The 13,761-nt window shown below is 74.6% G+C and carries 14 protein-coding genes; 9 read left to right on the forward strand and 5 right to left on the reverse strand.

Annotated features, from left to right (window positions below; all coding sequences use genetic code 11):
* Positions 1-1,420, forward strand: a 1,420-nt coding sequence (locus tag ACFV61_RS24350; protein WP_380493862.1) for a cytochrome bc complex cytochrome b subunit, incomplete at its 5' end; no start/stop codon positions are given.
* An 85-nt stretch (positions 1,421-1,505) separates the two neighbouring features.
* On the opposite strand, the gene ACFV61_RS24355 is transcribed toward ACFV61_RS24350, so the two are convergent.
* Positions 1,506-1,904 (reverse strand): cytochrome C oxidase subunit I, encoded by a 399-nt coding sequence (locus ACFV61_RS24355; protein WP_159398309.1) that lies wholly within the window; start codon positions 1,902-1,904, stop codon positions 1,506-1,508.
* Between the two features lie 257 nt (positions 1,905-2,161).
* Here ACFV61_RS24355 and ACFV61_RS24360 point away from each other — a divergent pair, with 257 nt between their 5' ends.
* From ACFV61_RS24360 to ACFV61_RS24370, 3 genes are read left to right on the forward strand one after another with little or no spacing between them, the layout of a single operon-like run.
* On the forward strand, positions 2,162-2,773 hold the full coding sequence (locus tag ACFV61_RS24360; protein ID WP_380493864.1) for a TetR family transcriptional regulator: 612 nt from the start codon (positions 2,162-2,164) through the stop codon (positions 2,771-2,773).
* 27 nt (positions 2,774-2,800) lie between these two features.
* Positions 2,801-4,351 carry an FAD-dependent monooxygenase gene (locus ACFV61_RS24365; protein ID WP_380493866.1) on the forward strand — a complete coding sequence of 517 codons (1,551 nt, stop codon included), beginning with the start codon at positions 2,801-2,803 and terminating at the stop codon, positions 4,349-4,351.
* Positions 4,352-4,411: 60 nt separating this feature from the next.
* Positions 4,412-4,858, forward strand: a complete 447-nt coding sequence (locus ACFV61_RS24370) for a YchJ family protein (protein ID WP_380345511.1) — start codon at positions 4,412-4,414, stop codon at positions 4,856-4,858.
* A gap of 72 nt (positions 4,859-4,930) precedes the next feature.
* Here the strand turns inward: ACFV61_RS24370 and ACFV61_RS24375 are convergent, their stop codons facing one another.
* Positions 4,931-5,908, reverse strand: coding sequence for a polysaccharide deacetylase family protein (locus tag ACFV61_RS24375; protein ID WP_380493868.1), 978 nt, complete (start codon positions 5,906-5,908; stop codon positions 4,931-4,933).
* 229 nt (positions 5,909-6,137) lie between these two features.
* On the opposite strand from ACFV61_RS24375, the gene ACFV61_RS24380 reads away from it, so the two are divergent.
* Positions 6,138-6,659: a GNAT family N-acetyltransferase gene (locus tag ACFV61_RS24380; RefSeq protein ID WP_079135345.1), complete on the forward strand. Its 522-nt coding sequence runs from the start codon at positions 6,138-6,140 to the stop codon at positions 6,657-6,659.
* On the opposite strand, the gene ACFV61_RS24385 is transcribed toward ACFV61_RS24380, so the two are convergent.
* A complete protein-coding gene (locus ACFV61_RS24385; RefSeq protein WP_380493869.1) occupies positions 6,656-7,546 on the reverse strand; it encodes a carbohydrate kinase in 891 nt (296 codons plus the stop codon). The genes ACFV61_RS24380 and ACFV61_RS24385 overlap by 4 nt on opposite strands.
* Before the next feature lie 319 nt (positions 7,547-7,865).
* Between ACFV61_RS24385 and ACFV61_RS24390 the strand changes: the two genes are divergently transcribed.
* From ACFV61_RS24390 to ACFV61_RS24400, 3 genes are all read left to right on the forward strand, one after another.
* Positions 7,866-9,386 (forward strand): M1 family metallopeptidase, encoded by a 1,521-nt coding sequence (locus ACFV61_RS24390; RefSeq protein ID WP_380493871.1) that lies wholly within the window; start codon positions 7,866-7,868, stop codon positions 9,384-9,386.
* 384 nt (positions 9,387-9,770) lie between these two features.
* Positions 9,771-10,295, forward strand: a complete 525-nt coding sequence (locus tag ACFV61_RS24395) for a SigE family RNA polymerase sigma factor (protein ID WP_063346063.1) — start codon at positions 9,771-9,773, stop codon at positions 10,293-10,295.
* Positions 10,282-11,139, forward strand: coding sequence for a hypothetical protein (locus ACFV61_RS24400; protein WP_380493873.1), 858 nt, complete (start codon positions 10,282-10,284; stop codon positions 11,137-11,139). Before ACFV61_RS24395 ends, ACFV61_RS24400 begins: the two co-directional genes overlap by 14 nt.
* 347 nt (positions 11,140-11,486) lie before the next feature.
* On the opposite strand, the gene ACFV61_RS24405 is transcribed toward ACFV61_RS24400, so the two are convergent.
* Positions 11,487-12,587, reverse strand: a complete 1,101-nt coding sequence (locus tag ACFV61_RS24405) for a hypothetical protein (RefSeq protein WP_063346065.1) — start codon at positions 12,585-12,587, stop codon at positions 11,487-11,489.
* Between the two features lie 310 nt (positions 12,588-12,897).
* On the opposite strand from ACFV61_RS24405, the gene ACFV61_RS24410 reads away from it, so the two are divergent.
* Complete coding sequence (locus ACFV61_RS24410; RefSeq protein ID WP_063346066.1) at positions 12,898-13,134, forward strand: hypothetical protein; 237 nt, start codon at positions 12,898-12,900, stop codon at positions 13,132-13,134.
* 54 nt (positions 13,135-13,188) lie between these two features.
* On the opposite strand, the gene ACFV61_RS24415 is transcribed toward ACFV61_RS24410, so the two are convergent.
* Positions 13,189-13,761: CAP domain-containing protein (locus ACFV61_RS24415; RefSeq protein ID WP_380493875.1), on the reverse strand; the 573-nt coding region annotated here is incomplete at its 5' end.

The following is a 13,761-nucleotide window of genomic DNA, read 5'->3' on the forward strand; positions in this document are numbered from 1 at the left end:
TCCGAGCATGGGCGAGGTCATCTACGACGGCTCGTACGTCCCGCTCAAGGGCATCCAGATGTCGGAGGCCTACGCCTCGACCATCGACATCAGCTTCGAGGTGCGCGGCGGCCTGCTGATGCGCCAGGTCCACCACTGGGCGGCGATCGTGTTCGTCGCCTCGATGCTGACGCACATGATGCGCGTCTTCTTCACCGGCGCGTTCCGCAAGCCCCGCGAGATCAACTGGGTCTTCGGCGCGCTGCTGCTGTTCCTCGGCATGTTCGACGGCTTCATGGGCTACTCGCTGCCGGACGACCTGCTCTCGGGCACCGGCATCCGGTTCATGGAGGGCGCCGTCCTGGCCGTGCCGATCGTCGGCTCGTACCTGCAGTTCTTCATGTTCGGCGGCGAGTTCCCCGGCCAGGACATCGTGCCGCGGCTGTTCACCGTGCACGTGCTGCTGATCCCGGGGGTCATGGTGGGCCTGCTCGCGGCGCACCTGATCCTGGTCTTCTACCACAAGCACACCCAGTTCGCCGGGCCCGGCCGGACCAACGACAACGTGGTCGGCATGCCGCTGATGCCGGTCTACATGGCCAAGGCCGGCGGCTTCTTCTTCCTGGTCTTCGGCGTGGTCGCGTTCATGTCGGCGATCGCCACCGTCAACCCGATCTGGGCCTACGGCCCCTACCGGCCCGACCAGGTGTCCACCGACGCCCAGCCGGACTGGTACATGGGCTTCTCCGAGGGCCTGGTGCGCGTGATGCCCGGCTGGGAGATCAGCGTCTGGGGCGGCCACACCCTGAACCTCGGGGTGTTCGTCCCGCTGATGGTCTTCCCGACCGTGCTGCTGATCATCTGGTGCTACCCGTTCCTGGAGGCCTGGGTCACCGGGGACCGCGGCGAGCACCACATCGCCGACCGGCCGCGCAACGCACCGGTGCGCACGGCCGTCGGCGCGGCCTGGATCGGCCTCTACCTGATCCTGCTGGCCGGCGGCGGCAACGACCTGCTCGCCACCCACTTCCAGCTGTCGATCAACGCGATCACCTACGCGGTGCGCACCGGCTTCTTCGTCGTGCCGGTGGTCGTCTTCGTGGTCACCAAGCGGTGGTGCCTGGGCCTGCAGCGGCGCGACAAGGAGAAGGTCCTGCACGGCCGGGAGACCGGCGTCATCAACCGGCTCCAGCACGGCGAGTTCGTCGAGGTGCACGCCCCGCTCCCGCCGGGCCGGATGTTCACCCTCACCGCGCACGAGCAGCCGCAGCCGGAGGACCTGCCGCCGGAGGTGGACGAGAACGGGGTGGTCCGCAAGGCCGGGCTGTTCGCCCGGGCGAGGGCCAAGCTGTCCCGCGGCTTCTACGGCGAGGGCAGCCAGATCGCCAAGCCCACCGCCGAGGAGCACCAGGAGATCAGCAGCGGCCACGGCCACCACTGATCCCCGCGCATGCCCGAGGGCCCGCTGCGCCGTCATCGGCGCGGCGGGCCCTCGGGCGTGCCGGCGGATCGGCCCGGCTCAGGCCTCAGGCCCGCAGGGCCGCCGGGACGACGGCGAACAGCGCCGCCGCCAGGGTGACGGAGAGGCAGAGCGCGGCCCAGCGGGCGCAGATCCGGCGGCACTCGCTGCGGTAGCGGGCGGCCAGCCGGCGGCAGCGCTCGACGGCGCGGTCGACGACCTCCTCGGCGTAGCGCAGGCGGTCGGCGGCGTAGGCCTGCTCCAGGCTCTCCCGCTCCGCGGCGGGCAGCCACGGGAACTGCCCGGCGAAGGCCCGGGCGTCCCGTTCGGCCGCCGCCACCTCGGCCTCCCAGGCGAGATAGCCCTCCAGCCGGGCGATCTCCGCCCGGGCGTTCACCCGGCCGCCCCCGGCGGGCCGGCCCTGCCGAGGGGTCCGCGCTCCCGGCGGACGCTGTCTGCCACCCATGACCGCTCCTCATGTCCTGTCGAGGCGTGCTGTCGGGACGCCCTGTCGAACCGTCCCGCCGAACCGGCGCGGGAGACCGCTCCGCAACCAGGCCACTACTATCAGTGACCACACGGGCGGGCAGGGCGACTCGCCGAGCCGCCGCGCGACTCCTCGCAACCCCGCCGGGCCGGCTCCGCCCCGGAGTGTCGGCTCCGAAAAAGTTGCGTGCCACGCACTCTTGCGCGGCCCGCAGGTTTCCGGGGAGAGTGGTGGGCATGACGAAGAGTCAGATCGGTCTGCGGGAACGGAAGAAGGCCGCGACCCGGGAGGCACTGAGCTGGGCCGCACTGCGCCTGGCGGTGGAACGGGGCCTGGAGAACGTCCGGGTGGAGGACATCGCGGCCGCGGCCGGGGTGTCACCGCGCACCTACAACAACTACTTCTCCAGCAAGGCCGAGGCCATCGTCTCCCGGCACTGCGACCGCATCCGGCTCGTCGGCGAGGCGCTGCGCGAGCGGCCCTTGGCCGAACCTCTCTGGGAGGCGCTCACCCGGGCCACCCTCGCACCCTTCGACGGCGCGGCGGAGCAGCCGGACCCGCGGTGGACCGCCGCGGTGCGGCTACTGCTGCGCGAACCGGCCCTCCAGGCCGAGCTGGCCCGCGCCGGCGCGGACGCCGAGGCCGGGCTCGCCGCGGCGGTGGCCGCCCGGACCGGGGCCGACCCCGGCGGCCTCCACCCCAGACTGGTCGCCGCCGGCATCCTGGCCGCGCTCAGGGCGGCCAGCGACGTATGGCTGCGCGCCGACCCGCCGGTACCGCTGCAACCGCTCCTGGCGGAGGCGCTGCGGCAGCTGGCGGCCGGCCTCCCCGAACCGTCGTCCTCGTGAACTCACCGTCGCACAGGGGGATTTACCATGACCCACGATGTCATCATCGCCGGCGCCGGCCCGAACGGGCTGATGCTGGCCTGCGAACTGGCGCTGGCCGGAGTCCGGCCGGTGGTGCTGGACCGGCTGGCCGAACGCTCGTCGGAACAGAAGGCGAACGGGCTGGTCGGCCAGGTGATCCGGCTGCTGGACCACCGCGGCCTGTACGAGCGGCTCGGCGGCCCGGGCGCCCCGGCCCCGGTGCCCCGCTTCGTGTTCGGCGCGTTCCCGCTGGACCTCCGGGAGCTCGACGGCAACCCGCTGTACGCCCTGCCGGTGCCGCAGCACCGGATCGAGCAGGCCCTGGCGGAGCGGGCCCGCGAACTCGGCGTGACCGTGCACCACGGCCGTGAGGTCACCGGTCTGACCCAGGACGAGGCGGGGGTGACCGTCGAGGTCCACGGACCGGACGGGCCGCAGCGGCTGCACGCCCGCTACCTGGTCGGCGCCGACGGCGGCCGCAGCACCGTCCGCAAGCTGGCCGGGATCGGCTTCCCCGGGGTCACCTCGCCCGACCCCGTCGCGCGCATCGCCCACGTGCGCCCGCCCGAGGGGCTGCAGGTGCTCGACACCGGCGAGGTCCTGCTGCCCGGCTGCCCGACGCCGTTCCGCCCGTTCACCCACACCCGCACCGCGCACGGGGTGTTCGTGCTCGCCCCGATGGGCCCGGAACTCGCCATGATGGCCACCATGGAGTGGGACGGCCCGCCCGTCGACGAGACCGTGCCGGCCACGCTGGACGAACTGCGCGCCAGCGTCCGCCGGGTGACCGGCGCCGACCTGCCGCTCGCCCCGGCCGGCACGCCCGGCGCGCACACCCCGCGCCGCCAGGTCGGGCACAACACCCGGCTCGCCGAGCGCTACCGCGAGGGCCGGGTGCTGCTGGTCGGCGACGCCGCGCACGTGCACGCCGCCACCGGCGGTCCGGGCCTCAACCTCGGCCTCCAGGACGCCGCGAACCTCGGCTGGAAGCTGGCCGCCGACCTCCAGGGCTGGGCCCCGCCCGGCCTGCTGGACAGCTACCACCGCGAGCGGTACCCCGTCGGCGAACGGGTCTTCATGCACTCGCAGGCCCAGATGGCCCTGATGTCCCCGGGCCCGGCCGTCACCGCCCTGCGCGCCCTGTTCGGCGAACTGCTCGCGTACCAGGACAACCTCGGGCGGATCGCCGCGCTCATGGCGGGCAGCGACGTCCGGTACGACACCGACTGCCCGCACCCGCTCGCCGGCGGCTTCGCGCCGGACCTCCCGCTGACCACCGCCGCCGGCCCCACCCGGCTCGCCGAACTGGTCCGCGGCGGCCGGGCCCTGCTGCTCGACCTCGCGGGGGGCTCACCACGGCTCGCCGACCTCGCGGCCGACTGGAAGGGCCGGGTGGACGTGCTCACGGCCGACTGCCCGCAACCGCCCGCCGGCGCGCTGCTGGTGCGCCCGGACGGCTACGTCGCCTGGGCCGCCGCTCCCGGGGAGGAGGATCCGGAGGGGCTGCTGCGCGCGCTGCACGCCTGGTTCGGCGAACCGGACTCCGCCCGCTGCTGAGCACCCGCACCCGGACGCCCCACCGGCCCCGGTCGGGGCGGCCGGGGCCGGGGGGAGAGAATGGACCGCATGTCCCCACGTCGCCCCGCGCCCCGCGCCGCCGCCTCCGCGCCCCGGCTGCTGCCCTCCTCCCCCTGCCCCTGCGGCCTGCCCGCCGCCTACGGCGACTGCTGCGGGCGGCTGCACCGCGGCCAGACGGCGGCCACCACCGCCGAGTCCCTGATGCGCTCGCGGTACAGCGCCTTCGCCGCCCAGGACGAGGCGTACCTGCTGCGCACCTGGCACCCGGACACCCGGCCCGCCGAGGTGGACTTCGACCCGGCGCTGCGCTGGACCGGCCTGGAGGTGGTGTCCACCACCGAGGGCGGCGCCTTCCACGCGGAGGGCACGGTCGCCTTCCGGGCGCACTGGACCGAGGGCCGCGAGCAGGGCGTGCTCACCGAGCACAGCCGGTTCGTCCGGCACGAGGGCGCCTGGGTGTACCTCGACGCACTCTCGCTCGGCTGACCCTCGGGGTCCTCGGGGCCCTCGGGGTCCTCGGGGTCCTCGGGGTCCTCGGGGTCCTCGACGGGCGAACTCCTACAGGTAGTCGTCCAGCCGGCCGAGGGCGAAGCCCTGCGCGGTGACGTCGTTGACGACCTTGCGGAGCAGGTCCGGCATCGAGGCCTTCCAGAGGTCGACGCCCCGGAAGTGGGTGAGGATGATGTCGCCCGGGTGGAGCTTCCGGTCGTTGTAGCGCCACTCCATGTGGTCCGGGAAGGCCTCCTCGTTCCACAGCGGCACCGCCTGGATCCCGCAGGACGCCGCCGCGCGCAGCGTGTCGTCGTTGTACTCGCCGTACGGGGGCCGGAACAGCCGGGGGCGGACGCCGATCTGCTTCTCCAGCTGGTCCTGCTGACGGCAGATCTCGTCGCGCTGGGCCCCGTAGTCGAGGACCTTCAGGTTGCGGTGGTTGATGGTGTGGTTGTTGATCTCCACCCCCTGGGCGTGCAGGTCGCGGAAGTAGCCGTAGTTCTCGCGGGCCAGGTAGTCGGAGATGTAGGTGCTGAGCGGGATGCCGAGTTCGTCGGCCATCCGGGAGAACTCCGGGTCCTTCTCGGAGCCGTCGTCGACGGTGAGGAAGACCACCTTCTCGTCGGTCGGCACCCGGTAGACCACCGGCGGCCGCCCCTCCTTGAGCTTCACGCCCTGCGACTGGGCCAGTACCGGCCTGGTCGCCGGGCGTGGCGGCGCCTTCAGCGGCGGGGCCTCCAGGCCCCATCGGTGCGCGGTCTCCAGGGCCGCCCCGGTTTCCGACTCCTGGCGGGCGACCGCCTCGGTGCCGGCCTCCTCCTCCTTGCGGGCCAGGCCCGGCAGCACCGGCAGCGCCTCGGGCGGGCGGCCGACCCCGTGTTCGACGACGGGCACGGCACCCGGCGCGGGCGGGACGACAGCCGGCCGCGCGGGGTCGACCGGCCCGGCACAGCCGGCGGCGACGGCGGAGAGGCAGACGGTGGCCAGCAGACCGGTCCGCACACCCGCCCGCACACCGGCGCCGCGTCCCTGAATTCCCCTCAAACCCGCATTAATGCGATGATTTGATGATCTGTTCATAGCAGCACTGCTCCCCCGCAGCGCACCCCCGCCAATCCCCTCATCACCCGTGCGGGGCAACGACGCGCCGGGCCCCTTGCCCTTCCTTTGCCGAACCAGCCGGGCACCCGAACCGGCCGGGCACCCGAGTCGACCGGGCACCCGCGCGAAAACCCGATTGCGGCCCGGACCAGCGACCACCGATCATGCGCCCATGACCGACACCGCGCCCCGCACCGCCCGCCTCTGGTCCGTCGCCACGGCGGACGTCACCGCACCCGAGGCCCTGGCCCTACTGCGCGAGTACTACTACGACGTGGCCAACCGCTACTACCGCCTGCACCTCGGCCGCGAAGGCACCCCCGAGGAACTGGAGTCGGGGCTGGCCGGCTCCCCCAGCGACGACCTCGCCGCACCGGACGGGCTCTTCCTGCTCGGCCACTACGACGGCGCGGCCCAGTCCTGCGCCGGGCTGCGCCGGCGCGACGCCGACACCGTCGAGCTGACCCGGGTGTTCGTCCGCCCCGGCCTGCGCGGCACCGGCGGCGGCGCCCGGCTGCTCGCCGCCGTCGACGAGGCCGCCCGCTCGCTCGACGCCCGGCGGATCGTCCTCGACACCCGCCTCGACCTGGTCGAGGCCCGCGCGCTCTACACCCGCCACGGCTACCGCGAGATCCCCGCCTACAGCAGCGGCCCGTACGCCCAGGTCTGGTACGCCAAGGAGCTGGCCGGCTAACCCGCCTGTGTCAGGGCGGCCGTCAGCTCCGCCGTCGAGGGCGGGTTGGCGCCGGGGCGGGAGACGGTCAGCGCGGCGGCCGTCACCGCCTGGGTGAGGCAGCCGGCGAGGTCGGCGCCGGCGGCGCGGGCGTGCAGGAAAGCCGCCGTGAAGGAGTCCCCGGCGCCGACGGTGTCGGCGACCGGCACCGGAACGGCTGCGGCCCGCGCGTGCCCGCCCCCGGCGGTGAGCGCGAACGCGCCGTCGGCACCCAGGGTCACCGCGACCACGGCCGGGCCGAGGGCGAGCCAGCGGCGCGCGACCGCCTCCGCGTCCTCGCCGGGGTAGAGCCAGGCCAGGTCCTCGTCGCTCGCCTTGACCACGTCGCTCAGCGCCACGCAGCGCTCGACCCGCCGCACGGCCTGCGCCCGCTCGCCCATCAGCGCGGGGCGCACGTTCGGGTCGTAACTGATCTGCGACCGGCCGCGCCACCGCTCGACCAGCGCCAGCACCGCCGCCGCGCCCGGGTCGGTGACCGCCCCGATCGAGCCGAGGTGGATCGCGCCCGGCGCTTCGGCGAGTTCGGTCGGCGGCAACGTCCAGCCGATGTCGAAGGTGTAGCGCGCCCGCCCCTGTCCGTCGAGGCGCACCACGGCCGAGGGGGTCCGCGCCACCCCCGCGGCCCGGACCACCACCCCCGCCGACTCCAGGTGCGCCCGGATCAGCCGGCCGTTGGCGTCGTCCCCGAGCTGGGTGAGCAGGGTGGCGGGCCGCCCCAACCGGGCCAGGCCGTACGCGACGTTCGCGGGGCTGCCGCCGGGGTGGACGGTGTCCGGGGCGCCATCCGTACGGACGACGTCGGCGACGCACTCGCCGATCACCAGAACGTGCGAATCGGGGCTGGTCACGGCGGCTCCTGGCATCCGGTACGCGGGCGTCGTCTCGGCCGCCAGCCTACGGGGTGCACCCGGGCATGAAGGACGGCCGCCGGACCTGGCCAGGTTCTCCGACGGCCGTGGCCTCGTCCGTCAGGGGGCGAAGCACTTCGAACGTTAGTCAGCGCGCGGCGGCCCCGCCATCGCTGTAGGCCGTCCGGGGGATGGCCTCGTGTCGACAGCCGTCCGGGCGGCGGCGCCGGGCGGGCGCCCCGGTCCGCTAGGGTCCGTGCCCGGTGCGTCGCGCACGTACCGCCGCCAGGCCCCTCGGGGCCACGACTCCCGAAGTGCGGTGATCGCCCTGTCCAGGCCCCGTCTCGGCCTCGTCCTCCCCCTCGTGCTCAGTGCGGCGCTGCTGTCCGCCGGCGCCAGGGCCGCCACCGCCGCGGACGGCCTCGGCGACCCGGTCTTCCCCTCGCTCGGCAACAGCGGGTACGACGCCCTCGCCTACGACCTGTCCTTCGACTACCGGGCCGCTACCCGGACCGTCGACGCGACCGCGGTGATCACCGCCCGGCCGTCCCGCACCCTGGCGCGCCTGGAGCTGGACGCGCTGGGCCTGACCGTGCGCGCCGTCCGGGTCGACGGGCGCCCGGCGGGGTTCGCCGCCCACGACGAGAAGCTGACCATCACCCCGGCCCGGCCCCTGCACCGCGGCACCACCGCACGGCTGACCGTCGAGTACACCGCCGACCCGCGCGCCAGGCTCCCGCACACCGGCTGGGTCCCGACCCCGGACGGCTTCGCGGTGGCCGGCCAACCCGACAGCGCGCACACCGTCTTCCCGTGCAACGACCACCCCAGCGACAAGGCCCGGTTCACCATCGCCGTCACCGCGCCCGACCGCCTGCTGGGCGTCGCCAACGGGGAGTTGGCGCAGACCGAACGGCTCGGCGACGGCCGGACCACCCGGCGGTACGCCTCCCGCGAGCCGATGGCCACCGAGCTGGTGCAGGTCTCCGTCGGGAACTACACCGTCCGCGAGCGCACCGGCCCGCACGGCCTGCCGCTGCGCGACGTCGTCCCGACCGCCCGGGCCGCCGAACTCGAACCCGCCCTGGCGCTCACCGCCGACCAGCTGACCTGGGCCGAGCAGCACCTCGGGCCGTTCCCCTTCGAGACCTACGGCCTCCTGCCGGCCGACACCGACGACCCGGCCGCGTTCGGCTTCACCGGCCTGGAGACCCAGACCCTCACCCTCTACAAGCCGAACTTCCTGCGCCAGCCCGAGTCCGCGATCGGCTCGCACCAGATGCACGAGCTGGTGCACTCCTGGTTCGGCGACAGCGTCTCCCCCGCCAGCTGGGCGGACCTGTGGCTCAACGAGGGGCACGCCGACTACTACGCCCTGGTCTACCGCTACGAGCGCGGCTGGCCGGACGCCTGGGGCCACACCACCCTGGTCGACCGGATGCGGGCCCTCTACCGCCTCGGCGACCAGTGGCGGCACGACTCCGGACCGGTCGCCGCTCCCAGCGCCGCCAAGCTCTTCGACAGCCAGCGCTACACCGGCGGCGCGCTGGTGCTGTTCGCGCTGCGCGAGCGGGTCGGCGCCGAGGCCTTCGACCGGATCGAGCGCACCTTCCTGCGTGAGCACCGGTACGGCACCGCCAGCACCCAGGACTACCTGCGCACCGCCTCCGAGGTCTCCGGCCAGGACCTCTCCGGCTTCCTCACCGACTGGCTGTACGGGCTGCGCACCCCGCCGATGCCCGGCCACCCCGACTGGACGGTCGCCCCGGTGACCTCGGACCCGGCGGCCGCCGCCCGCGGTGTCCCCACCGAGGCGCCGCACGGCTCCGGGACGCTCTGACCCACCGTCGCCCGGCCGGCCTGATCCGCGGTCCGGCCTGATCCGTGGCCCGCCCGATCCGTGGTCCGCCGCCCCCTGCGTCCCACCCGTACGCCCCTGGCGCGCCGCATCGTGCGCCCGGACGCCCCGTGAGCGCCTCTGGCCGGACGGGCCCGACGGGGCCATCGTGGTGCCCACGGCCCGCCCGCCGCCCGGCCGAGTCCCGGCCGGCTCGCGGGCCGTCCAACCTCCCCGCGCCGGTCCGCCGAAAATCCCCGTGCCCGGAAGACAACCCGGAACACCGTCCAGCACGTTCATCAGCTGTGAGTAGGACACCACGATCGCGGCCCAGCAGGCCGCCACGGCTGACAGGGACGGCACGGACACCATGGCGGGGACGGCGGGATGAGGGATGGCACACCGGACTTCGAGGAGTTCGTCTCCGCCTGCGGCCCGAAGATGCTGCGGGTGGCCTGGCTGTTGACCGGCGACCCGCACCAGGCCGAGGATCTGCTGCAGACCGCGCTCGCCAAGGTCTGGCCCAAATGGGACCGGATCTCCATCGACCGGCCCGAGGCCTACCTGCGGAAGGTGCTGGTCAACTGCAACGTCTCCTGGTGGCGCCGCCGCTGGACCGGCGAACTGCCGCACGGCGAACTGCCGGAGCCGCCGCCGGCGAGCGCGGACCCGTACGAAGGGGTGGTGCTCGGAGAGGTGGTCGCCCAGGCCGTCCGTGCCCTGCCGCCGCGCCAACGGGCCGTGGTGGTGCTGCGCTTCTTCGAGGACCTCAGCGTCGAGGAGACCGCCGAGGTCCTGGGCTGCAGCACCGGCACGGTCAAGAGCCAGACGCACCGCGCGCTCGCCGCGCTGCGCGGTCGGCTGCCGGCCCGGGAACTGCTGCTGGCGGGGGGACCTCGTGATCGGTACTGACCTGCTGGACCCGGACGACCCGAGGCCGGACGGCGGTGAGGGCGAGGATGAGCTGCGGATCCTGCTCCACCAGGCCGTACCGGAGCTCGCCACGCCCGAGGACCGGATGGAACGGGTGCGTGCCCGCGCCATCGGCACCCAACGCCGACGGCGGGCCGCCGGGCTCGGGGCCGGACTGACCGCCGGGCTGGTCGCCGCGGCGCTGGCCGCCGCGCCCGCGATCGCGCCCACGCCGGAGCGCGGGGTGGCGGCGGGGCCGAGCGTGGCGGCCGGACCGGCCGAGACGGTGCCGGGCGGGGAGCCGCCCGCTCCGACGGCCGGCGCCAGCGCCAGCGCGACACCGACCATGGTGCCGACGGCCAGGTCGCAGATCCACTTCACGTCGTACCCGAACCTGGCCCTCGACCTGCCGAGCGGCTGGTACAGCCAGGGCACCTTCAGCGGCGACCCCCGGAACGGCATCGGCTACCTGGCCAACGGGCCGATCGGCCCCGTGTCCCCCTGCCGGACGGCGGGCATCGCCTGCCCGTCCGACACGCTGTTGCCCGTCGGCGGCGCCCTCCTCACCCTCCGGCTGGTGGACCAACCGGACCTGGTCGGGAAGTTCACCACCTCATCGGCCGTCACCTCCGACATCGCGCTCGACAAGGAATGCCTCACGCTCGGCGGCACCCGTGAGCTCATCGGCCACCGGGCCGTCGCCCGGACCGGCACGCTGGTGCTGATCCAGCTGACGGCCTGCATGCGGGTGCCGTCGCACGTGACGATCCAGCAGGTGCAGCAGGTGCTGGACTCGATCCGGGCCGCCGAGGGGAGCAGTCCCTCGCCGACCACGACCCGCTGAGGACCGTCCGGGCCGCGCTGGCCGCCCCGCGTTCAGTGTCAGTGGCTGCTGCTAGCGTCCCGAGCACGATCAGAGAACGGGGGTCCTCTCATGGGTGGCGAGCGGCGACGGGCAGGTGCCAGGGGCTGCGACCGGTGGACGGCGTGGTGGTACGGCGAGGGTGGCGTGGCGGCCCTGCACGGTGCGGACGCCCTGCCGATCACCGGCGGGCTGATACCCGGGGTCTGGTCTCTCTCCTCGGGCGCTGCCGGGCGGGCGTTCCACCGGTCCTGACGCGGCCGTGACACGGCGGTGCGGGCCCGGCGGCCGTTGCCGGGCCCACACCGGGCGGGTCAGTACCGGGCGACTCAGTACCGCAGGACGGCCGCGATGTGGCCGCGGGCGTCGAGTTCGCCGGTGGGGACGAACTGCACCTTGGCGCCGGTGTCGAGGGCGCGCTCCACGATCTCGTCGACCATGTCCTCGCGGACGTCGGGCTCACCGGCCGCCGCCGGGACGAGGTGATTGTCGGTCACCCGAACGGGCTGCCAGTAGTCCTCCTCCACCGCGACCACCGCGGCGCGGCCCTCGGCGACGGTCTGCCAGACCTCGTCGATGCCGGCGGCCAGGCCCTTCACACCCTGGGCCTGGTCGAGGCGCTCGTGCAGCTCGGTGACGGCCTTGCTGCCCTGCTCGGCGACCGTGGACCGGACGGCCTCGGCCACCGCGGCGGCGGCGGCATGGCCGAGGCCGCCGCGCGAGACCTGGGCGGTGGCGCGCTTGGCGGCGGTGCCGACCTCGTCGAGCAGGGAGATCGCGGCGGCCTCGCCGAGCACGTACAGCGGGCGGTTGTCGGCCTCCAGCACGGCGGCCAGCGCGGTGTCGGCCGAACGCAGGAAACGGCGGGTCTCCTCGTCGCGGAAGGTGCTCGGTACGTCCCCGATCCGCTCCTTGCGCTCGACGTCCCAGTCCGGCGGGACCTGGTCGAGCGGGAAGGCGGCACTCGTGTGCTCGGCCAGGTGCGCCCCGCTGCCGCTGAACAGGGCGACCCGGTCGGCGGCGACGGTCAGCACCCAGTAGGGCGCACCGGCGGTGTAGGCGGAGACCAGGTTGCGGGTCAGGAAGGTCTCGGACAGCACGACCCGGGCGGGCACCGGGCGCGGCAGGGACCACACCTGGTGCTCGCCGGGGGCGGCGTAGATCACCAGGCCGTCCTCGGCGTGCACGAGGTCGACCTCGGTGAGCGCGCGGTCCAGCTGCTCGACGACGTCCAGCCGGTCGGCCCGGCTGACCGCCTCGTCGGCGTGCAGCCGGTTCTTCGCCTCGGCGACGAGGTTGCGCAGGCGGACCGGGTCCTGGGTGTTGTCGGGCTCGCTGCGGTGGGTGGGCAGCAGAACGGAGACGGCCGGGTAGCGCCGGGGGCGGCGCAGCTCGGCGAGGACGGCTGGCGTGAGCTCGGCTGCGTGCATCGGGTGCCCTTCGTGTCGCGGTGGGGGGTCCTGGTCGATGAGACCGACGTCGATGAGACCGAAAGTGTGGTGATTCAACCGATTTGCCGGAATCATTCCCGACCCCTCCCCATCCCACCGCCCTCCCACGCCTCCCGCCACCGGAAAAGGCCCGGGGCCCGGCAGCCCGTCCGGCGCCCGCGGCGCCGCCGTTCGGCCGACCGGCCGTCACCGGGCTGCGGCTGTGCCACGGCCCCGGCCGCACGGCCACGGACGAGGGAATCCGCCACCGCCCTCGTAACCCGCCCGGCGGATCGTCGTTGGACCCGCCATGAAGAAGCGCAGCATGCTCGCCGTCGCCTCGCTCGCCGTGGGTTTCGTGGCCTCGCTCACCGCACCGAGTGCGCACGCCAGTGCCGTCGGGGGGCAGGACGGAATGTCCGGGTCGCTGACCAGTGCGCCGGACGCGTTGCCGGGGCAGGTCGGGGACGCGGGCGGCGTGGTCGGGGAGGCGACCGGGTACGTGACGGGCTCGGCCGACGGACTGGTCGGGGTCACCCCCGCATAGCTCCCCCGCATAGCGCGCAGCAGCGGGGCGTCAGGACAGCGGGGCGGTGCGGCGTCAGGGCAGCGGGGCGCCGAGGTCCTGGGTCCAGTAGGTGCCGGCGGGGCCGGTGGCCAGACCGATGCCGACGTCCTTGAAGCCGCAGTCCAGCATGTTGGTCTGGTGGATGCCGCCGTCCATCCAGTGGGCGACCACCGTGGCGGGGGACGTCGGGCCCCGGTCGAGGTTCTCGCCCCACTGGGACCAGCGGTAGCCGACGGCGGTCAGCCGGGCGTCGGTGCGGACACCGTCCGGGTTGACGTGGTCGAAGAAGCCGCGGGCGACCATGTCGTCGGCGTGCTTCTGGGCAGCCGTGTGCAGTCGGGGGTCGATCCGCAGGGGGGCGCAGCCCACCTTGCCGCGTTCGGCGTTGACGAGGTCGACGAGTTGGCGCTCCGGGCTGGGCGGCGGCGGGGCCACCGACCGGGTGGCGGTGGGTGACGGCGTGGCCGTCGCCGTCTCGCTGGGGGTCGGCGTGGGCGTGGCCGCCAGCGTGACCGGGGCGGAGGCCGGGGTCGCGGTGGGCACCGGGGCGGCGGGAGCGGCGGCCGGGGTGGTGGGTTCGGGGGCCGCGGCACTCGGGGGGTCTCG

It is taken from the genome of Kitasatospora sp. NPDC059817 (assembly GCF_042731835.1).
Taxonomy (GTDB): Bacteria; Actinomycetota; Actinomycetes; order Streptomycetales; family Streptomycetaceae; genus Kitasatospora.

Coding starts and splice junctions, on each gene's coding strand:
- ACFV61_RS24365 (WP_380493866.1), top strand. CDS start 2,801: ATGACCCACGATGTCATCATCGCCGGCGCCGGCCCGAACGGGCTGATG.
- ACFV61_RS24360 (WP_380493864.1), top strand. CDS start 2,162: ATGACGAAGAGTCAGATCGGTCTGCGGGAACGGAAGAAGGCCGCGACC.
- ACFV61_RS24370 (WP_380345511.1), top strand. CDS start 4,412: ATGGACCGCATGTCCCCACGTCGCCCCGCGCCCCGCGCCGCCGCCTCC.
- ACFV61_RS24355 (WP_159398309.1), bottom strand. CDS start 1,904: ATGGGTGGCAGACAGCGTCCGCCGGGAGCGCGGACCCCTCGGCAGGGC.
- ACFV61_RS24380 (WP_079135345.1), top strand. CDS start 6,138: ATGACCGACACCGCGCCCCGCACCGCCCGCCTCTGGTCCGTCGCCACG.
- ACFV61_RS24410 (WP_063346066.1), top strand. CDS start 12,898: ATGAAGAAGCGCAGCATGCTCGCCGTCGCCTCGCTCGCCGTGGGTTTC.
- ACFV61_RS24405 (WP_063346065.1), bottom strand. CDS start 12,587: ATGCACGCAGCCGAGCTCACGCCAGCCGTCCTCGCCGAGCTGCGCCGC.
- ACFV61_RS24395 (WP_063346063.1), top strand. CDS start 9,771: ATGAGGGATGGCACACCGGACTTCGAGGAGTTCGTCTCCGCCTGCGGC.